General features: G+C 68.4%; 19 protein-coding genes. 13 read left to right on the forward strand and 6 right to left on the reverse strand.

Annotation, left to right across the window (positions count from 1 at the left end; translation table 11 throughout):
- Nucleotides 1–64: 64 nt before the first annotated feature.
- The gene (locus EV652_RS19405; protein WP_132210563.1) at nucleotides 65–1,540 is read right to left on the reverse strand and encodes a KamA family radical SAM protein; all 1,476 of its coding nucleotides are present in this window, start codon (nucleotides 1,538–1,540) and stop codon (nucleotides 65–67) included.
- A gap of 141 nt (nucleotides 1,541–1,681) precedes the next feature.
- Between EV652_RS19405 and kdd the strand changes: the two genes are divergently transcribed.
- The 8 genes from kdd (at nucleotide 1,682) to EV652_RS19445 (ending at nucleotide 10,519) form a co-directional block, all read left to right on the forward strand.
- The gene (gene kdd, locus EV652_RS19410; protein WP_132210564.1) at nucleotides 1,682–2,725 is read left to right on the forward strand and encodes an L-erythro-3,5-diaminohexanoate dehydrogenase; all 1,044 of its coding nucleotides are present in this window, start codon (nucleotides 1,682–1,684) and stop codon (nucleotides 2,723–2,725) included.
- 3 nt (nucleotides 2,726–2,728) lie between these two features.
- Nucleotides 2,729–4,318, forward strand: coding sequence for an amidohydrolase (locus tag EV652_RS19415; RefSeq protein ID WP_132210565.1), 1,590 nt, complete (start codon nucleotides 2,729–2,731; stop codon nucleotides 4,316–4,318).
- Nucleotides 4,306–5,883: a lysine 5,6-aminomutase subunit alpha gene (gene kamD, locus EV652_RS19420; RefSeq protein WP_242001860.1), complete on the forward strand. Its 1,578-nt coding sequence runs from the start codon at nucleotides 4,306–4,308 to the stop codon at nucleotides 5,881–5,883. The genes EV652_RS19415 and kamD overlap by 13 nt, the downstream gene beginning before the upstream one ends.
- Nucleotides 5,880–6,641 carry a lysine 5,6-aminomutase subunit beta gene (gene kamE, locus EV652_RS19425; protein WP_132210567.1) on the forward strand — a complete coding sequence of 254 codons (762 nt, stop codon included), beginning with the start codon at nucleotides 5,880–5,882 and terminating at the stop codon, nucleotides 6,639–6,641. Before kamD ends, kamE begins: the two co-directional genes overlap by 4 nt.
- Entirely contained in the window at nucleotides 6,642–7,031 is a 390-nt protein-coding gene (kal, locus tag EV652_RS19430; protein ID WP_132210568.1) for a 3-aminobutyryl-CoA ammonia lyase, read from the forward strand.
- Nucleotides 7,032–7,621: 590 nt separating this feature from the next.
- Nucleotides 7,622–9,187, forward strand: a complete 1,566-nt coding sequence (lnt, locus tag EV652_RS19435) for an apolipoprotein N-acyltransferase (protein ID WP_132210569.1) — start codon at nucleotides 7,622–7,624, stop codon at nucleotides 9,185–9,187.
- Nucleotides 9,188–9,247: 60 nt separating this feature from the next.
- Complete coding sequence (locus EV652_RS19440) at nucleotides 9,248–10,006, forward strand: polyprenol monophosphomannose synthase (RefSeq protein WP_199238273.1); 759 nt, start codon at nucleotides 9,248–9,250, stop codon at nucleotides 10,004–10,006.
- Between the two features lie 3 nt (nucleotides 10,007–10,009).
- Nucleotides 10,010–10,519: an FxsA family protein gene (locus EV652_RS19445; protein ID WP_132210570.1), complete on the forward strand. Its 510-nt coding sequence runs from the start codon at nucleotides 10,010–10,012 to the stop codon at nucleotides 10,517–10,519.
- A 3-nt stretch (nucleotides 10,520–10,522) separates the two neighbouring features.
- On the opposite strand, the gene EV652_RS19450 is transcribed toward EV652_RS19445, so the two are convergent.
- Both EV652_RS19450 and EV652_RS19460 read right to left on the reverse strand, forming a co-directional pair.
- Nucleotides 10,523–11,671 (reverse strand): GDSL-type esterase/lipase family protein, encoded by a 1,149-nt coding sequence (locus tag EV652_RS19450; RefSeq protein ID WP_242001861.1) that lies wholly within the window; start codon nucleotides 11,669–11,671, stop codon nucleotides 10,523–10,525.
- A 306-nt stretch (nucleotides 11,672–11,977) separates the two neighbouring features.
- Complete coding sequence (locus EV652_RS19460) at nucleotides 11,978–12,349, reverse strand: RNA polymerase-binding protein RbpA (RefSeq protein WP_131296220.1); 372 nt, start codon at nucleotides 12,347–12,349, stop codon at nucleotides 11,978–11,980.
- Between the two features lie 247 nt (nucleotides 12,350–12,596).
- Here EV652_RS19460 and EV652_RS19465 point away from each other — a divergent pair, with 247 nt between their 5' ends.
- The 5 genes from EV652_RS19465 to EV652_RS19485 are packed head-to-tail and all read left to right on the forward strand — an operon-like array spanning nucleotide 12,597 to nucleotide 17,247.
- A complete protein-coding gene (locus tag EV652_RS19465; protein ID WP_132210572.1) occupies nucleotides 12,597–13,979 on the forward strand; it encodes an efflux RND transporter periplasmic adaptor subunit in 1,383 nt (460 codons plus the stop codon).
- Complete coding sequence (locus tag EV652_RS19470) at nucleotides 13,969–14,661, forward strand: ABC transporter ATP-binding protein (protein ID WP_132210573.1); 693 nt, start codon at nucleotides 13,969–13,971, stop codon at nucleotides 14,659–14,661. The genes EV652_RS19465 and EV652_RS19470 overlap by 11 nt, the downstream gene beginning before the upstream one ends.
- Complete coding sequence (locus EV652_RS19475) at nucleotides 14,661–15,890, forward strand: ABC transporter permease (protein WP_132210574.1); 1,230 nt, start codon at nucleotides 14,661–14,663, stop codon at nucleotides 15,888–15,890. Before EV652_RS19470 ends, EV652_RS19475 begins: the two co-directional genes overlap by 1 nt.
- A 13-nt stretch (nucleotides 15,891–15,903) precedes the next feature.
- The gene (locus EV652_RS19480; RefSeq protein ID WP_132210575.1) at nucleotides 15,904–16,452 is read left to right on the forward strand and encodes a hypothetical protein; all 549 of its coding nucleotides are present in this window, start codon (nucleotides 15,904–15,906) and stop codon (nucleotides 16,450–16,452) included.
- Nucleotides 16,453–16,494: 42 nt separating this feature from the next.
- Nucleotides 16,495–17,247, forward strand: a complete 753-nt coding sequence (locus tag EV652_RS19485) for an SAM-dependent methyltransferase (RefSeq protein WP_132210576.1) — start codon at nucleotides 16,495–16,497, stop codon at nucleotides 17,245–17,247.
- Here the strand turns inward: EV652_RS19485 and EV652_RS19490 are convergent.
- From EV652_RS19490 to EV652_RS19495, 3 genes are all read right to left on the reverse strand, one after another.
- Nucleotides 17,240–18,613, reverse strand: coding sequence for an MFS transporter (locus EV652_RS19490; RefSeq protein ID WP_132210577.1), 1,374 nt, complete (start codon nucleotides 18,611–18,613; stop codon nucleotides 17,240–17,242). The genes EV652_RS19485 and EV652_RS19490 overlap by 8 nt on opposite strands.
- 65 nt (nucleotides 18,614–18,678) lie before the next feature.
- The gene (locus EV652_RS45825) at nucleotides 18,679–18,813 is read right to left on the reverse strand and encodes a hypothetical protein (protein WP_255512610.1); all 135 of its coding nucleotides are present in this window, start codon (nucleotides 18,811–18,813) and stop codon (nucleotides 18,679–18,681) included.
- The gene (locus EV652_RS19495) at nucleotides 18,804–19,556 is read right to left on the reverse strand and encodes a glycerophosphodiester phosphodiesterase family protein (protein WP_199238274.1); all 753 of its coding nucleotides are present in this window, start codon (nucleotides 19,554–19,556) and stop codon (nucleotides 18,804–18,806) included. The genes EV652_RS45825 and EV652_RS19495 overlap by 10 nt, the downstream gene beginning before the upstream one ends.
- Nucleotides 19,557–19,558: the final 2 nt, after the last annotated feature.

Raw genomic sequence — 19,558 nt, forward strand, 5'->3', positions numbered from 1 at the left:
TGCAGGAAGTTGCAACGCCTCCGATGCCGCCCCCTGCATTGGCGGCACCGAAGGCGGATCGGGGTTAGTTGATCTGCAGCAGCTTCTGGGCCTCGGCGGCCTCGCGGGAGGCTGCGGCGCGCTTCTCGGCCTCTGCCAGCGACGTGCCGGCGTGTTGCTTCCACCACTCCTGGCCCTCGGCCGGCAGGGAGTCGATCGGGTCGTAGTACTCGTAGGTCCGGTTCAGCGCTTCCGGGTCCTGCTGCTCGATACCGGTCCGGTAGTTCTTCTTCCAGTACGAGATCCCGCGGACCTCGTCGTACTCGGACAACTGGTGCACCCACCGCTTGCCGACGTACGGGACGTCGCAGACGATGCGCGGGGTGGCGAAACCGGGCAGGTACCCGAGGATGCCGTGCTGCAGGTGCTGCGCGTCGCGTACCGACACCCGCCAGTGCTCCGAGAACGGGATCATGTCGCACATGTAGAAGTAGTACGGCGTGATGGTCGCGCCGTCGAGCAGCGCGAAGCAGAGGTCGAGCAACTGCGGGACCGAGTCGTTCACCCCGCGCATCAGTACACCCTGGTTGCGTACGTCGCGCAGACCGGCCTCGAACATCGCCTTGGTCGCCTCGGCCACCAGTGGCGTGACCGACTGGGCTGCGTTCACGTGGGTGTGCATCGCGATCATCACGCCACGCTTCCGGCCAAGCTGAGCAACGCGCTCGACCCCGGCCCGGACGTCGTCCGACAACCAGTGCTGCGGCATCCCCATCAGGGCCTTGGTGGCGAGCCGGATGTCGCGGATGTTCTCGATCTCGAGCAGGTTGGTGAGGAACGTCTCCAGCCGCGGCCACGGCATGTTCGCCACGTCGCCACCCGACACGACCACGTCCCGGACTCCCGGCGTACGACGCAGGTAGTCGAGCATGTCGTCGAGCCGGGTCTGCGGCTTGGCGACGAACTTCAGCTTCTCGATCACCGGCGTCGAGTTGCCGACCAGATCCATCCGGGTGCAGTGACCGCAGTACTGCGGACAGGTCGGCAGAACCTCGGCCAGCACCTTCGTCGGGTAGCGGTGGGTCAACCCCTCCGTGGCCCACATCTCGTGCTCATGCAACGAGTCCCGAGTCGCGTGCGGGTGCGACGGCCAGTCGCTGCGCCGGTCGGTGAACACCGGCAGCATGTAGCGGCGGACCGGGTCCGCGTAGAAGGCCTCGGTGTAATCGGAGGCGCCGTTCGGGACGATCGTGTTCAGCATCTGCGGCGGCAGCAGCATCGACATCGTCGCCCGCTCGGCCTGGTCCCGGGTGAGGTCCTCGTAGAGCCGCTCGTCGAGCAGGTCGCCCATCACGTCGCGCAACTGCTTGACGTTCTTCACGCAGTGCGAGCGTTGCCACTGCACCGACCGCCACTCCTCGGCCGTGACGTCCTTCCAGCCGGGGATCCGGGTCCAGTCCGGCTCCACCAGCTCCACCCGCTGGTACGCGTACGGCTGGCCGGCGAGGTCGTCGTCGCTGGGCTCCGGTACGGCCAGATCGGGGCTGATCAGGTCGGTCACGAGTCCTCCGGGGTCTTCAGGGGTGATGCGGTCTCATGTGAGGATAGCGATAGAACTTCCCTCAGATCCAACAGTACGCCGCAAGAATTCTCGTCTGAACACGATCTGAGTAGTATTTTGCCTGACTCAGAAGGAGGCCCCGTGTCGTCTAGCCCGGTAGGACTGCACCGCGTGATCGCCCCGTCCGGCGTGTTGCCGCAGGCGGCGGAGAGACTGGATGCGCGGGCCGAGATCTGGCCGGACGAGGTCCGGATCGCGGTCGAGCGGCTCAACCTGGACGCCGCGTCCTACCGCCAGCTCGCCGAGGCGCACGGCGGGGACGGTACGGCGGTCCGCCAAGCCGTCCTCGACATCGTCCAGGCGCGCGGCAAGATGCAGAACCCGGTCACCGGGTCCGGCGGCATGCTCGTCGGTGTGGTCGACGAGGTCGGCCCGGAGTCGCCGCTCGGTGTCGCGCCGGGTGATCGCGTGGCGACGCTGGTCTCTCTCACGCTCACGCCGCTGCAGATCACCGACGGCCTCGCCGATTGGGACGGCAAGAGTGAGCAGGTGCCGGCGCAAGGCCACGCGATCCTGTTCGCCCGGTCGATCGTGGCGAAGCTGCCGGACGACCTGAAGCCGGAGCTGTCGCTGGCCGTCATGGACGTGTGCGGCGCACCCGCGCTGACCGCTCGCGTGGTCCGCGAGTATGTCGACAAAGGCACAAAACCTGTCGTGTCAGTAATTGGCGGCGCAGGTAAAAGCGGGTCGCTGTCACTGGCTGCCGCCCGGCACGCCGGCGCCGCCCGGACCATCGGGATCGTGCCGGTGCAGGCCGAGGTCGACCGCCTCGAAGCTGCTGGCCTGGCGGATACTGTCGCGCTGGCCGATGCCCGTGATCCGGTGGCTCTGGCCGAGGCGGTCGAGCAGGCTGGGGGACCGGCGGACATCACGGTCGTGTGCGTCGACGTACCGGGGTGCGAGCATGGCGCCGTCCTCGCGACCGCTGCCGGCGGCACGGTGATCTTCTTCTCGATGGCGACGTCGTTCTCGGCCGCAGCACTCGGTGCGGAAGGGCTGGCCGCGGACGTGACCATGCTGGTCGGCAACGGGTATGTGCCCGGGCATGCGGACTATGCGATGCAGCTGTTGCGCAACGAGTCGGGTGTCCGCGGACTGTTCGAGAGCAGGCTGGCGGAGGATTGAGCCGTGCGCACACTTCTGACGAACGGTTCCGTCTACTCTCCCGCCGACCCGCACGCGACCGCGATCGCGTTCGACGACGGTGTGGTCACCTGGCTCGGTGACGACACCGGCGCTGCGTCGTACGCCGATGGCGCGGACGAGGTGGTCGATCTCGGCGGCAAGCTGGTCACGCCGGCCTTCGTCGACGCCCACGTCCACACCGCGCAGACCGGCGCGCTGCTGACCGGGCTCGACCTCGCCGGTACGACGTCGCTGACCGAGGCGCTCGACAAGCTCTCGGCGTTCGCGGTGCAGCTGCCGGCTGACGCGGTGATCGACGGCGCCGGCTGGGACGAGACGAAGTGGCCGGAGGGTCGCCCGCCGACCGCGGACGAGCTGGATCATGCCGGGGGTGGCCGCAGGGTGTACCTGTCCCGTGTCGACGGGCACTCAGGAGTGATCAGTTCGGCTCTGGTGCCGGCGGCGCAGGGTGACGGCTACGACCCGAGCGGACGCGTGGAGCGGGATGCGCACCACGCCGTCCGTGACGCCCTCAGCGAGCTGATCGGGCCGGAACAGCGGCGTGCCGATGTGAAAGCGGCTCTGCAGGTGATGGCGTCGCGCGGCATCGGGGCGTTCCACGAGATGGCGGCGCCGCACATCGGACCGCTCTGGGAGCTTCCGATCGTGCGGGAGATGGCCGAGGAGCTTGGCCTGGCGGCGACGCTGTACTGGGGTCAGCCGGGCGTCTTCGAGCACGTCGAGACCTACGGGCTGGCCGGCCTCGCCGGTGACCTGAACGCGGACGGTGCGTTGGGATCGCGTACGGCGGCTCTGCGGGAGGCGTACGCCGATCGCACGGACCACCGTGGCCATGCGTACCTGACGGCCGAGGAGATCGCCGAGCACGTCATCGCGTGTACCGAGCGGAACGTCCAGGCGGGCTTCCACTGCATCGGCGACCAGGCGCTCGACAACATCACGCGCGGCTTCGAACTGGCCGCCGAGAAGGTCGGCATCCAGGCGCTCGTCGCCGCGCGGCACCGGCTTGAGCACGTCGAGATGCCCACCGAGGAAGCGATCGCGACGCTGGCCCGCTGCGGGGTTGTCGCCAGCGTCCAGCCGATTTTCGACGCGCTCTGGGGCGGCGCGGACGGCATGTACGCCGAGCGTGTCGGCGACCGGTGGCAGGGCATGAACCCGTTCGGTTCGCTGGCCCGTGCGGGCGTCGTGCTGGCGTTCGGTTCGGACTCGCCGGTGACCGAGCTCGGCGGCTGGGAGGCCGTGCGGGCGGCCGCGTTCCATCACGAGCAGGGCGAGCGGATCACCGTGCGCGCCGCGTTCCAGGCGCACACCCGAGGTGGCTGGCGAGCGGCCGGGATCGACGACGCCGGTGTCCTCGCTCCGGGTACGGCGGCGACGTACGCGATCTGGCAGAGCGATGCCGACCTCGTCGTACAGACGCCGGACTCGCGGGTCGCGGCGTGGTCGACGGATCCATGCGCCGGGGTTCCGGTGCTGCCGGATCTCAGCGACAACGCGCCGGTGCCCACTTGTCAGCGGACCGCCGTTGGCGGCCGCGTTGTGTATGAATCAGAGGGATGGTCGCAGTGACGCGTGCGGTGAAGAAGCTTGACCTTGATCCGGTCACTGTGCGGAAGGCGCGGAGCCTGGCGCGCAAGGCCGGGCGGCCGATCGTCAACCTGGCGCGGCAGCACACGACGGTGTCGGTCGAGCGCGCGGTACTGCGGTTGGCCGGACTGACCGGCGCGGACAGTGAGGGCATTCCGTGGGTGAACCGGCTCGCGGACACGGTCCGTGCGGATGTCGGGCTGGAGCACGGACTCGCTCTGCCGGTGTGGGATGCGCTGGTGCGGGGCGAGGCCGAGGATCTCGGTGTCCTGGCGCAGAAGGCTGCGTCGGGGTCGGTGACGTTCCGGTTGCCTGAAGGGCGGGACGCCGTACGGGCGCGGGCTGCGTCGCGGAAGGCGGCGGCGGCCGGGATGAAGCGGATCGACGGGCGACGGCGTGAGCGGGACCGGCTGATCAAGCGGCACGGTGAGCCGGAGCAGCGGCCGTGGATCTACCTGATCGTTGCCACCGGCGACATCTACGAGGACATCCCGCAGGCGCAGGCGGCGGCGCGGGAGGGCGCGGACATCATCGCGGTGATCCGGTCGACCGGGCAGTCGCTGCTCGACTACGTGCCGGAGGGTGCGACCCGGGAAGGGTTCGCGGGGACCTACGCGACACAGGAGAACTTCCGGCTGATGCGGGCGGCGCTGGACGAGTCGTCGCGCGAGCTGGGTCGCTACGTCCGGCTGACGAACTACGCATCCGGGTTGTGTATGCCGGAGATCGCGACGCTGGCCGGGCTCGAGCGGCTGGACATGATGCTGAACGACTCGATGTACGGAATCCTGTTCCGCGACATCAACCCGATCCGCACCTTCGTCGATCAGCGGTTCAGCCGGCAGATCCACGCCCGTGCCGGGATCATCATCAACACCGGCGAGGACAACTACCTGACCACCGCGGACGCGGTCGAGGCCGCGCACACGGTGACGGTGTCGCAGTTGCTGAACGAGTACTTCGCCAAGGAGGCCGGGCTCGAGGACTGGCAGCTCGGCCTCGGGCACGCGTTCGAGATCAACCCGGACCTGCCCGACTCGTTCCGGATGGAGCTGGCGCACGCGATGCTGGCCCGGCAACTGTTCCCCGAGGCGCCGCTGAAGTGGATGCCGCCGACCCGGCACATGACCGGCGACGTGTTCCGCGGCTACCTGCTGGACGGATTCTTCAACCTGGTCGGCGCGATGACCGGCCAGGGCATCCTGCTGGTCGGCATGATGACCGAGGCCGTGGTGACGCCGTGGATCTCCGACCGCGACCTGGCCCTGCAGAACGTCCGCTACGTTTTAGGTGCTGCAGGCAACCTTCACGAGGACTTCCGGCCGGCCCCGGACGGATTCATCGCCCAGCGCGCCCGGCAGGTGCTGGGGGAGTCGGTCGAGCTGCTCGAGGAGATCGTCGACGACGGTCTGCTGAACGCGATCGGCGACGGAACCTTCGGCCTGATGAAGCGCCCCCAGGACGCCGGCCGCGGCCTCGACGGCGTGGCTCGTAGGTCCTCCGAGTACTACAACCCGGCGACAGAGCTGCTCGAGGAGGCACAGTGAGCATCATCAGGCCGTACGGCGACACGACCGGTGACGGCATGGTGCAGCTGTCGTTCACGCTGCCGATCCCGCACGACAAGCGGGCCGAGGGTGCCGCCGCACAACTCGCGAACAAGATGGGCATGGATCCGGCGCTGGTCGTCCACTCCAAGCCGATCGGACCCGACTTCACCTTCTTCGTGGTCTACGGGCCGGTGAACCACCTGGTTGACACCAGCAAGGTCGAGGTGATCGAGCGCGACTACCCGCTGCTGTCGCCGAAAGAGGTCAACCTCGCGATCCGCAAGACGCTCCGCCGCCGGCTGACCATCGTCGGCGCGTGTATCGGCACAGACGCGCACACGGTCGGTATCGACGCGATCATGAACATCAAGGGGTTCGCGGGGGAGAAGGGCCTGGAGTACTACCGCGAGCTGAAGGTGGTGAACCTGGGCGCGCAGGTCGCCGTACCGGAGCTGGTCCGGCGGGCCAAGGTGGAGAAGGCGGACGCGATCCTGGTGTCGCAGGTGGTCACCCAGCGGGAGGCGCATGTGCTGAACACCAAGGAGATGTCGGCCGCGTTCCGGGAGGCGTACGCCGAGGACGCGCGGCCGATTCTGGTTGCCGGCGGCCCCCGTTTCACCGAGCAGATGGCCGGTGAGCTCGGTGTGGACCGGGTGTTCGGCCGGGGAACCACACCTGGCGAGGTGGCCAGCTACCTGGTCGACGCACTCGTCACCAGACGCAAGCACAGCACGCCGAGCAAGAGGAGCGCATAGGTGTCAAAGGCAACTATCGGCCTGTCCGTGACGCATCGGCGCTATGTGCCGTACAGCCATGCGCACTACGCCGGGAACCTGGTCGACGGTGCCTACGTCCTCGGACTGTTCGGCGACGTCGCGACCGAGGTGTGCATCCAGGCCGACGGCGACGAAGGGCTGTTCGCTTCGTACTCCGACGTGCAGTTCCTGCAGCCGTTGCGGGCCGGTGACGTGGTGGAGGTGACGGCAACGATCACCCGGGTCGGCAACCGCAGCCGGGAGCTCGATTTCAGTGCGTCCGTCGTCTGCCGGGGCCGGCCGGAGGTGTCCGCGTCGGCCGCCGAGGTGCTGGCCGAGCCGCTTGTGATCACACGCGCAACCGGGACGGTCGTCGTACCGGTTGGGTGACGAATCGTTGCCGTGGGTAACGATCACGTGGAGTGCCGAGACGGCTCTGTAACGTGACGCCGGTGAGTCATCCTCGTTTTTCCAGGTAGCGCAAGGCGAAAGTGTTACAACGGCCTCAAGGAGCCGGTGGAGAGGTTGACACGGTCGCCGTCAGCGAGCATCGTTTTGGGAGTCGTCATATCCCGTTTTATCAACGGTCACACGAAGTTCGGCCACCGGATGATCCCGCGACGCTGACCAGGCCAGTGCCAGGCCTGAGTCGACGGGGGCTGAGATCGCCGGTGGTTAGCCCCCCGCGGGGCAGAGGTGGAAGAGGCTCGGCGCCCAGTAGACAACAGCCGTACGGTTCGCAGCCAGTGGATCGACGGTTGGTCCGAAGGGTCGCCGAGCCTCTTTCCTTTGCTCCCCTTCCTGCTGGTCTGCTGCGGGCCGTTATCTGAGGGTCGGTCAGTTCTTCGCGCTCTGCTGATACTCCTTCACTTTCCGCAATCGCTGCCCAATGGCTACTGACCGGATACATTTGCGGGTGCGGGACGTTGTACGGTCGTGCGACCGGCGTCCGCCGGGACAGTGAGGACAAGGGGTACCGCGTGGACCGGTTGAAGGCTCTGGGACGCGTCCTGCCGAGGGTCGTCGTGGCGGTGGCCGCGGGTGCCATGCTCGGCTTCGCCTTCGAACCGCACGACCACCCGTGGCTGACCATCCTCGCCATCCCACTCTTCCTGGCCGCGCTGAACGGCGCCTCGGCCAAGGGCGGATTCCTGATCGGTGCCGGGTTCGGCATCACCTACTACCTCGTCCTGGTGCCGTGGCTGAGCATCATCGGCGGCGACGCGGCGATCGCGCTGGCGATCCTGGAGGGCCTCTTCTACGCGGTCTTCGGGGCGTTCGCCACGCAGGTGCTCAAGCTGAAGCTGTGGCCGCTGTGGATCGCCTGTCTGTGGGTGGCGACCGAGTTCGCGGCCGCGTCGATCCCGTTCGGCGGGTTCCCGTGGGGCCGACTGGCGTGGGCTTTCGCCGATTCGCCGCTGGGCAAGCTGGCGTCGCTGGTCGGCAACCCCGGACTCAGCTTCGCGATCGCGTTGCTCGGGGTCCTCGTGTACGCCGTCCTGCGGCCGAAGAGCGCTCTCAAGCTTCGGGTCGTCGCACTGGTCGCCGGAGTGGCGATCGTCGGCGGCAGCGCGCTGATCAATCTGTCGACCGAGGGTGACGGCAAGGTCGTGAAGGCCGCGATGGTGCAGGGCAACGTGCCCGGCAAGGGGCTGGAGTTCCTCGGCCGCGCCCGGACCGTGACCCGCAACCACCTGAACGCGACCCTCGACCTGCAGAAGCGGGTCCAGGAGGGGTCCGAGGACAAGCCGGACATCGTCATCTGGCCGGAGAACTCGACCGACATCGACCCGTACAAGGACGCCGAGACCCGGGCTGACATCGAGCAGGCGGTCAAGGCCGTCGACGTACCGATCCTGGTCGGTGCCGTCACCGAGGGGCCCGGGCCGGACGAGCGGCAGACCACCGGCATCGTGTGGGACCCGGTCACCGGCCCCGGTCAGCGGTATGCGAAGCGGCACCCGGTGCCGTTCGGTGAGTACATCCCGTTCCGCGATCAGCTGCTGCCCTATATCAAGCGGCTCGAGATGATCGGCCGGCAGACCGCGCCCGGCACGGTCCCTGGCGTGATGCCGATCCGCGGTGTCACCTATGGCGACGTGATCTGCTTCGAGTTGGCGTACGACAACGTGATCCAGGACGTGATGAAGGGCGGCGCCCAGGTCCTGGTCGTGCAGACGAACAACGCGACGTACGGCGGCACCGGGCAGCCCGAGCAGCAGTTCGCGATCACCCGGATGCGCGCGATCGAGACCGGCCGGACCGTGCTGATCGCGTCCACCAGCGGCATCTCCGGCGTGATCCAGCCGGACGGCACCGTCGAGCACAAGTCGTCACAGTTCGTGCCGGACGTGTATGTCGCCTCGGTTCCGGTCCGCGATACCCATACGCTGGCCACCACACTCGGCGGCTGGCCGCAGTGGATCTTGTCCGGCCTGGGGATCCTGGGAGTGGTCCTCGCGTTGGTGGCTCGCCGTAGGCGGGCGACCGGCGGACCGGAGACCCCGCCGGCACCCACCCGCAGCCGCGAAAAGATCCCGGCCTGACCCCTCAGGCCGGTCGGACCCGGTGACAATGCCGTCACCGGAGGCAGGAGCAGTTCTAGCGTGAGCACCCCCTTCGCGGATCTTGGCAAGATCCTGGTGATCATCCCGACGTACAACGAGGCCGAGAACATCGAGCCGATCGTGCGGCGGCTGCGCGACGCCGTACCGGAGGCCGACATCCTGGTCGCCGACGACAACTCACCCGACGGCACTGGTGACCTGGCCGACAAGCTGGCCGCGAACGATGACCATGTCCACGTCTTGCACCGCAAGGGCAAGGAGGGCCTCGGCGCGGCGTACATCGCGGGCTTCCGCTGGGGGATCGAGCGTGAGTACGACGTCCTGGTCGAGCACGACGCGGACGGGTCGCACCAGCCGGAGCAGCTGCCTCGGCTGCTGACCGCGCTGCGCGACGCGGACCTCGTGCTGGGGTCGCGCTACGTCAAGGGCGGCGCTGTGCAGAACTGGCCGAAGTCGCGGGAGATCCTCAGCCGCGGCGGCAACATCTACACCCGGCTGGCGCTCGGCGTACCGCTCAAGGACGCCACCGGCGGGTATCGGGCGTTCCGGCGAGCAACACTGGAGGGGATCGGGCTGGACGCGGTCGCCTCCGCGGGCTACTGCTTCCAAGTCGATCTGGCGTGGCGGGCGGTCAAGGCCGGGTTCCGGGTGGTGGAGGTGCCGATCACCTTCGTGGAGCGGGAACGCGGCCAGTCCAAGATGTCGCGGGCGATCGTGATCGAGGCGATGGCCCGGGTCGGCAAGTGGGGCCTGGGCCATCGGGCACGTCAGCTCCGGGGCCTGGTCAGAAAGGGGTAGTACATGCCGTGGTTGGTGGCACTCGCGCTGCTGGTGGTGCCGATCCTGGAGATCTACGTGATCATCCAGGTCGGTCAGGTGATCGGCGGCTGGCCGACGGTCGGGCTGCTGCTGGTGGAGAGCGCGCTCGGCGCCTGGCTGATCAAGCGCGAGGGCCGGCGGGCGTGGAACGCCCTGCAAGGCTCGCTGCAGACCGCGAAGATGCCCGGTCGCGAGCTGGCCGACGCCGCCCTGGTCCTGATCGGCGGCACGCTGCTGCTCACGCCCGGCTTCGTCACGGACATCGTCGGCTTCTTCTTCATCCTGCCGTTCACCCGGCCACTGGCCCGGCGCGGGCTGTCGGCGTTCCTCGGCCGGCGGCTGGCCACGCAGCTGGGCGGCGTCAACCTCACCGGCTTCATCCCCGGCGGCGGCCCCGGCACCGGCCCGGGCGCGCCGCGGCCGCCCTCGTCCTCGTCGTCGGGCGACGTGATTCAGGGCGAGGTCATCGACCCCGACCAGAAGAAGCCGTAAGGCTCAGGCGCCGAACGGGCCGTTGAACACCAGCTTGGCGAAGCGTTCGGCCATCCGCTGGTGCGACGGCCCGTCGGGGTGGAGGTCGTCGGGCAGTGGGAACTCGGCGTTGTTGGCCACACCGTAGAGCTCGCGGCCGTCGAGGTAGTGCAGGTTCGGGTCCTCGGCGGCCCGCTGCGCCACGATCCGGGCCAGCTCGTCGCGGATCACGGTGAGCGTCAGCTTGCCGGCCGGGATATCGGCCGGGTCGCCGGTTGCCTGGAAGCGCAGCTCGCCTTTGCTGAGGGCTTCCAGGTCCCACATCGTCGGGCCTGGGGTGTCCTCGTGCATCGGGCAGAGGACGGGGGAGACGACCAGCAACGGGGTAGTGGGGTGGCCTTCGCGGATGGTGTCGAGGAAGCCGTGCACCGCGGGGGAGAAGGCGCGCCGGCGCATCACGTCCGCGTTCACCACGTTGATGCCGAGCTTGACGCTGATCAGGTCGGCGGGAGTGTCTCGCATCGTCCGGGCAACGAACGGCTGCAGCAGCGCGCTACCGCCGAAGCCGAGGTTGATCGGCTCCACGCCGGCCAGCGAGGCGGCGTGGACGACCCAGGTGCCGGTCGGGCTGGTCGCGTTCGAACCGTGGCTGATCGAGCTCCCGTGGTGCAGCCAGATCCGCCGGCCGGGGTCAGCCGCCGGCTCGACCGGTGCATCGGTGCGGACGGCAACGAGCTCGGTGGTCTCGGTGTGCGGCAGCCAGACCTCGACCGTCTTCTCCTCGGCCGACAACCCGGCGACCCGTACCGTGCCGATCTCGCCGGCCTGGTGCGAGGTGGCTCCGGTGGTGAGGTCGATGGTCAGCACATTGCCGCCCGGAACGCTCGCCTGGTCGATCAGCCGTCCGTCGACGAGTACGTCGTACACACCGTCCGGTGGATGCGGAGCGCCCGTGTACACCCGCTTGGTCGGCCTCGTGTCCAGCTCGATCGCCGTCGCACGAGTCCTGAACGCCAACCGCACCCCCGACGGCTGCGCCTCCACCATCTCCAACTGCGGATCGTCGTACTGCCTCCGGGCCCATCCTGGCAACCGATGCGGCAACACGCCCACCTCGGTCCGCTCCAGATCGAGCGCACCCCGCAGCAGGTCGGCCGAGACAGGCGTCGTCATCCAGCTCTGCATTGCCCCAGTATCGTCGGATGGACCAAGACCCCGCGCTCGTCCCCGAGTTGCTCGTCGAGTCTGTTGCCGCGAGCATCGAGTTCTGGTGCGGACTCTGTGGTTTCGAGGTGCTGTACGACCGGCCGGAGGAAGGCTTCGCGTACGTCGTCCAGGGCAGCGCCCACGTGATGCTCGAGCAGTTCCTCGTCGCCGACCCCGACGGTTACCTGCTCCGCTTCCAGGCTCGCTATGACGGCGCTGACGCACAAAACGAGCCCCCACCGCGCCATTGCGGTGAGGGCTCGGTCGGCTTTGTCAGGCGGTGCGCTTGGTGCGGTGCAGGTGCGCGGGGCCGATTTCGCCCTTGCGGAGGAGTTCGACCCGCTCGGCGAGAAGCTCCTCGAGTTCAGAGATGCTGCGGCGCTCGCGCAGCATGTCCCAGTGCGTACGGGCCGGCTTCTCCTGCTTCGGCTCCGGCTTCTCACCGGTCGACCGGGCGGCCTCGCTGCCGCAGTGCGGGCACTCCCAGATCGCGGGCACCTCGGCGTCGTGCGCCATGGTGACCTCGACCACGTGGCCGCGGGGGCAGTCGTACGTGATCATCTGGCGCGGAGCGAACTCAACACCACGGTCATCCTCGAAGCTGACCCCACCCAGCCCCGAACCACGCAGTACGCGATTAGACATGTCAAACCTCCGAGATCGTCATCCGTGCCAACGGTCGGCCGGCCCGGATCATTCCCATTTTGGCATGCCCGAGCCATATGTACGCACCTGACCGCACCGTCGTGACCGGCTGTCATCGAGCGTTCACACATCACGGTGTGTCGCCAATGACCGACACCGTTGCCTGGCATACGACGCGCCAAGTTCACAGCGAGTTGCCAGCTTTCGAGGATCAGTTCCTCAGCAAACCTGCCTAGCGTCTGCCTCCATGGTGCTACCCCGCCACAAGCTCCGTGGCCTCAGCGTGCTCAACGTGGCCCTGGTGGCCATCGTCCTGGCCATCGCCATCACGGCGTACTTCCTCTTCTTCCGCACGGATCAACCGGCCGCGAGCGCGACCCGTCCGAGCGTGACCGTCGCCCGGGGCGAGGTGACTGCGAGTGTCAGTTCGAGCGGCACCCTGCAGAGCTCCCAGACGGCCTCACCGCAGTTCGAGACGTCCGGGACCGTGACGCAGATCATGGTGAAAGTCGGCCAGGTGGTCGCCAAAGGGACGGCGATCGCCAAGGTCGACCCGGCCGCGGCCGAGCGGCAGCTCCGGATCGCCGAGCAGAATCAGATCGCCTCGGCCAACTCGGTCGATGCCGCGGAGGAGTCGCTGAGCGACGCCCAGGACGCCGCCGAGGCCGCCGAAGAGGCATCCGCCTCGCCCTCCCCGACGCCCACCAACGGTCAGCAGACCCAGAGCACCCAGAACCAGAGCTCTCAGAACCAGAGCACCCAGGGCCAGAGCCCCGAGGTCGCCGTCAGCAACGCGGAGGCCGGCCTGGCCCGTGCCAAGGCGGACAAGGAGCAGGCCGACCAGGACGTCGAGGCGGCCCAGGCCGCCGTCGACGCGACCACGCTCAAGGCGCCCATTGCCGGCACGGTCACCGCGATCAACGGCTCCGTCGGCTCCGTCACCGGCGGCTCCACCTCAGGCAGTGGTACAGGCAGCACTGGCTCGACCTCAGGTCAAGGTTCAGCCTCCGGCACCACCTCGAGTACGACGACAACCTCAGGTTCAGGGTTCGTCGACCTGGCCGACCTGAAGTCGCTCCAGGTGGTCGCGGCCTTCGCCGAGGCGGATGCGATCAAGATCAAGGCCGGCCAGTCGGCCACCGTCACACTCAACGCCGAACCGGGTACGACGCTGACCGCCTCGCTCGCCTCGGTCTCGCCGACACCGACGACCACCAACGGCGTGGTTTCGTACTCGGCCACCTTCTCGCTGACGAAGATTCCGGCCAACGCCCGGATCGGCCAGACCGCGAACGTCACGGTCCAGACCGCCAAGGCGGCGAACGCCCTGTATGTCCCGAGCACCGCGATCGCCACCAGCGGTACGACGTACACGGTGACGATGGCGGACGGCGCGGGGACCCGGGAGGTGCAGATCGGCGTTCGGGGTGACAGCTACACCCAGATCACCTCCGGTCTGGCCGAGGGCGACCGGATCGAGCTGCTCCAGGGCTCGATCGGTACGACGACCAACCAGAACGGCCAAGGCCGCACCGGTCAGTTCGGCCAAGGCCAAGGTCAGGGTCAGCTGCCCGGTGGCGGCCAGCTCCCCGGAGCGGGCACCGGAGTCGGGGGCAACCGTGGCCGCTGACGCCCTGATCGAGATCCGGGACGTCACCAAGACGTATGGCGCGGGGGAGACCGCCGTACACGCCCTCCAGGGGGTGTCGCTGCGGGTCGAGGCCGGTGAGTACGTCGCCGTGATGGGCTCGTCCGGATCCGGCAAGTCGACGCTGATGAACATCCTCGGCTGCCTCGACGTCCCGAGCCGGGGCGAGTACTGGCTCGACGGCAGCAACGTGGCCCGGCTGACCGAGGACCAGCAGGCGCTCGTCCGCGGCCGCAAGATCGGCTTCATCTTCCAGTCCTTCAACCTGATCCCGCGCACCACGGCGCTCGCGAACGTCGAACTGCCGCTCACCTACGCCCAGCTGCGCCGCTCGGAGCGACGCCGTCGAGCGGCCAGGGCGCTGGAGTTGGTCGGGCTGGCGGACCGCGCCGACCACCAGCCGAACCAGCTGTCCGGCGGTCAGCAGCAGCGCGTCGCGATCGCCCGCGCGCTCGCCACCGGCCCGCGGATCCTGCTCGCCGACGAGCCGACCGGCAACCTGGACGCGCACTCGACCGACGAGGTGCTCGGCATGTTCGACCAGCTCAACGCGGACGGCCGAACCGTCGTGGTGATCACGCACGAGAATGACGTGGCGGCCCGGGCGCGGCGACTCATCCAGGTGTCCGACGGCCGGATCGTCGCCGACGAGGTGACCCGCTGATGTCACCTCGCGATCTCTTCGGGGCAGCCCTGCGCGGCCTCAGCGCGAACAAGCTCCGGTCGCTGCTGACCGTCCTCGGCGTCTCCATCGGCGTCGGCGCGGTCATCGTGCTCGTTGCGGTCGGCAACGGCTCCGGCAAGGCCGTCCAGGACCGGTTGGAGGCAATGGGCACCAACCTGCTCACCGTCTCCACCACCGGCGGTGGTGGCGGCTTCCAGCGAGGTCAGGCTGGTCCGTCGGCCCAGCAGTACAGCCTCACGCTCGACGACGCGGCGGCGCTCGACGACAAGAACCTGGCGCCCGACGTTGCCTCGGTTGCCCCGGTCATGACCAGCACGGGTACGGCGACCAACGGCGACACCAGCTACACGGTCAACCAGGTCATCGGTACGACGCCCGACTACATGCCGGCCACCAACACACCGGTCGAGCTCGGCCGGTCCTTCACCCAGCAGGATGTGGACACCTCGCAGCGGGTCATCCTGCTCGGGCAGACGGCCGCCACCGAGCTGTTCGGGCGACCCGGGACCGCGGTCGGTCAGAAGATCAAGCTCGGCGCGGTCGACTTCGTCGTACTGGGTGTGCTGGCGAGCAAGGACAGCACCGGGTTCTCGGATCCGAACGCGACCGCGATCGTGCCGATCAGCACGCTGCGGGCGACCCAGGCCGGGTACGGCGCGCTGAACCAGATCGTCGTCCAGGCGGCGGACAAGGACCGGGTGGATGTCGCGCAGGCCGAGGTAACGCAGTTGCTGACCGCGCGGCACGAGGTGCCGGCCAGCCAGACATCGCCGTTCCGGATCACCAACTCGGCGCAGATCCTGCAGACCAGCCAGGACACCGCCGCGACGTTCACCGCGCTGCTGGCGACCGTGGCCGCGATCAGCCTGGTCGTCGGCGGGATCGGGGTCACCAACATCATGCTCGTCACGGTCACCGAGCGGACCCGCGAGATCGGTATCCGCAAGGCGCTCGGTGCGCGGCGGCGGACGATCCTCGGTCAGTTCCTGATCGAGGCGACGCTGCTGAGCCTGATCGGCGGCGCGGTCGGAGTGGCGGCCGCGCTGATCATCACCCAGTTCCAGCTCGCCGGGGTGGAGCCGGTGCTGGTGCCGTCGTCGATCGCGCTCGCCCTCGGCGTGTCCGCGGCCGTCGGCCTGTTCTTCGGCAGCATGCCGGCTCACCGAGCTGCCGGTCTTCGTCCCATCGACGCACTACGTCACGAGTGAGAGAGGCTCTCCGATGAGTAACCAAGCGCCCGATGAGTTCGCCCAGATCGGGTCCGATGAGGAGGTCGACGAGGCATTGAAGCCGAAGAAGACTCTCAACCTGCCACTGGTCACCGCGATCCTGGCCGGCATCGTCGTACTCGCTGTCGGCCTGGCCGGCGGCGCGGGCCTGCACGCTGCCTTTGCGTCGGACAGTACGACGCCTCAACAGCAAGCCGGCCGTGGTCTCGGCGGCGGGTACGGCGGCTTCCGCGGGCAGAACGGCACCGGGCAGGGACCGGGCGGTGGGCAAGGCGGTCAGGGCAACGCGGCGATCGGCACGGTGGTGTCGGCGAGCAGTTCACAGCTGGTGGTGAAGACGCAGAACGGCGACGTGACGGTGAAGCTCACCGGCGACACGACGTACGAGATCACCTCGAAGGGCACTGCCGCCGACCTGAAGACCGGTGAGCAGGTCGTCGTCAGCGGCCAGAGCACCGACGGCTCCATCACGGCCACGACCGTCCGCCAAGGCGCCTTCCCCGGCGGCTTCCGCACTCCGGGCGCGACCCCCTCCCGGTAATTCCGTTGTGGGTGGTCCGAGCGGCTGGCATCGTGCGAGGCCATGGCGCAGACCGAGCTACAAAGAGCGTTGACCGTGGACCGCTTTCCGCGGTCGTCGGCGTACGACCCGCAGTGGGTCGTCGACAATCTGATGGGACCGCATCCGCTGTGGCAGGTCGAGGCTCTGATGCAGGTGATGTCGCTGAAGCCCGGAATACGGGTGCTCGACCTTGGCTGCGGTACGGCGCTGTCGTCGATCTTCCTCGCCCGTGAGTACGACGTGGAGGTCTTCGCCGCCGACCTCTGGGTGAAGCCGACCGAGAACTGGGAACGCATCAAGGCAGCGGGACTGGAAGGCCGCGTGCATCCGATCCACGTGGACGCTCGCGACCTCCCGTTCGCCGCCGACTTCTTCGATGCTGTCGTGAGCATCGGCTCGTACCACTACTTCGGGACCGATGCCCGCTACATGGCCGACTTGGCCGAAGTCGTCAAGCCAGGTGGTTCCATCGGCATCGTCGGTCCTGGCTTGCAGCTGGACCCCGGTGCGACCCTTCCGTCCTACCTCGCCGAGCACTGGGTGCCCGACTTCGCCACCTGGTTCGGTCCGACCTGGTGGCGCCACCACTGGGAGCGGACCGGCCTGGTCACCGTGCAGGTCGCCGACATGGTTCCCACCGGTTGGGAGGACTGGCTGCGCTGGCTCGAGGCCTGCAACCTGGTAGGGCGCGGCTCCGCGCCGGACGAGGCGATGCTGCGGGCAGACGGTGGGAAACTCCTCGGTCAAACCCGCGTCCTGGCCCGGGTCAGATGAGCGTCGGCTGAGTGTTGCCGGCTTCGGTGATGCCTCGGCGCATGTCGACCCGGGACAGCAGGGCCAGACCGACGACGAAGAACAGGCCGAGGGCAACGATCGCCGGGCGGTAGGAGCCGGTGATCTGGTGGACCAGACCGAAGACGAGCGTGCCGAGCCAGGAGGTGCCGCGCTCGCCGGCCTGGTAGAGCGAGAAGTACTCGGCCTCCCGGCCCTCCGGGATCAGCTGACTGAAGGCTGACCGGGACAACGCCTGGGTGCCACCCAGGACGACGCCGATCGCCACGCCCATCGCGAGGAACGGCACGATCTGCTCCGCCGGAAGCATGAAGCCGGCGATCACGATCAGCATCCAGAACACCAGCCCGCCCATGATGGTCCGCTTGGTGCCGAACCGCTTCGCGAACCGTCCGAACGCCAGCGCCCCGAAGAACGCGACGAACTGCACCAGCAGGATGGTCGCGATCAGCACCTGGGTCTCGAACCCGAGCTGCTTCTCGCCGTACGTCGACGAGACCGAGATGACGGTCTGGATGCCGTCGTTGAAGAACAGGTAGGCGACCAGGAACAGCAACGTCATCGGATAGGTCCGCATGTGCCTGATCGTCGCGGCCAGCTGACCGAAGCTCTGCCGGACCAGGTTGCCGCTGCGCACCGGTACGACGTGCGTCGGCGGCCGGTTGCGCAGCTTCACGTACGGGATGAACGTGAACAAGCCCCACCAGAGCCCGGCGGACAGCAGGCTGAGGCGGACCGCCGTACCTTGGCTGAGGCCGAGCGCGTCGTGCGCGGTGACCACGCCCAGGTTGATCGTGAGCAGGATGAAACCGCCCAGGTAACCGAACGCCCAGGCGCGGGACGAGACGTCGTCGCGGTCGTCCGGTCCGGTGATGTCGATCAGGATCGAGTCGTAGACCACCAGCGACGAACCGAGGCACAGGTTGCCGATGAACAGCAGCAGCGCGCCGAGCTCCCAGCGACCGCCGCCGACGAACACCATGCAGCACGCCGCGAGCGCGCCCGCCCAGGCGAAGCCACACATCAGCAGCTTCTTGCGCTCCAGCCGGTCGGCGATCGCACCGACCACGGGCAGGAACAGCGCCGACACCAGGGTCGCGACGGTGACCACGTAGAAGGCGAGCGAACCGGGGGAGATGCCCAGGCCGAGGACGTCGAGATTGGTGTGGCAGGGCTTGTCCGTCGTACCGACGTATCCGCAGGCGGCGGTCTCGGCGACCGACGTCAGGTACGGCGCGAACAACACCGTCCCGACGGTGGTGACATAGCCGGAGTTGGCCCAGTCGTAGAGGCTGAAACCCCAGTACTCACGCTTGTCGACCGCCGCCGGGGCGGAGAGAAGTCCCATGCGCGGAAGTGTGTCAGGTCGCAGGTACGAAACGGCGTACCCGCGGATAACACTTCAGCTCCCGGTCACCAGGGGTAGAAGCTCCGGTTCCAGGGCCGGTAGACGCCGAGGTCGTCGCGGTAGTCGCCGTCCCAGTCGCCGATGACGGGGATGTCGCCGGTGTTGCCGAAGGCGAGCGAGATGCTCCCGACTAGTGCCACTGGCCTCGTTCGATGAGGACGTCGCGGAGGAGGTCGGTCCGGTCGGTGATGAGGCCGTCGACGCCGGCGTCCAGCAGGTGCCGCATCGTGGCCGGGTCGTCGACGGTCCAGACGTGCACCTGCTTGCCTCGGGCATGCGCCCGCTCGATCAGTCCCGGCGTCAGGACCCGCAGTGGCCCGTAGCGCTCGGGGATCTGCAGGCAGGCGCCTTTCGACTTCAGGGCGAACGGGAGGAACCGGATGAGTGCGGTCTCCCAATCGCCGTACCCGGTACACAGGCCTGGCCCGAGCTCGCGGCGGATGCGTCGTACTCGCGACTGGGAGAACGAGGAGACGCAGACCCGGTCGATGGCGTTGGCTGCGCGCAGGACGTCGGCGGCCGGCTTGAGCCCGTTCTCGGCCTTGATGTCGAGGTTGAACTTGGTCTGCGGGAAGTGCTCGAGCAGGTCGTCCAGCCGGGGGATCGGTTCGTGGCCGTTGATCTTGGCCTTGCTGACCTCGGACCAGGGCAGCTCGGCGACCACACCGGTCCGGTCAGTGACCCGGTCCAGCCGGCTGTCGTGGAACGCGATGACGACACCGTCACTCGTCGCGTGCAGGTCGGTCTCGAGGTACCGGTAGCCGAGGTCCACCGCGTGCTCGAAGGCGCGCAGGGAGTTCTCGTAGCCGAGGTTTTCCGGGTGCAGCGCGCCGCCACGGTGGGCCATCGCGAGCGGCCTGTCGTGGTCGAGGTAGGGATACACGT

The sequence above is a fragment of the Kribbella steppae genome (genome assembly GCF_004342025.1).
Classification (GTDB): Bacteria; Actinomycetota; Actinomycetes; order Propionibacteriales; family Kribbellaceae; genus Kribbella; species Kribbella steppae.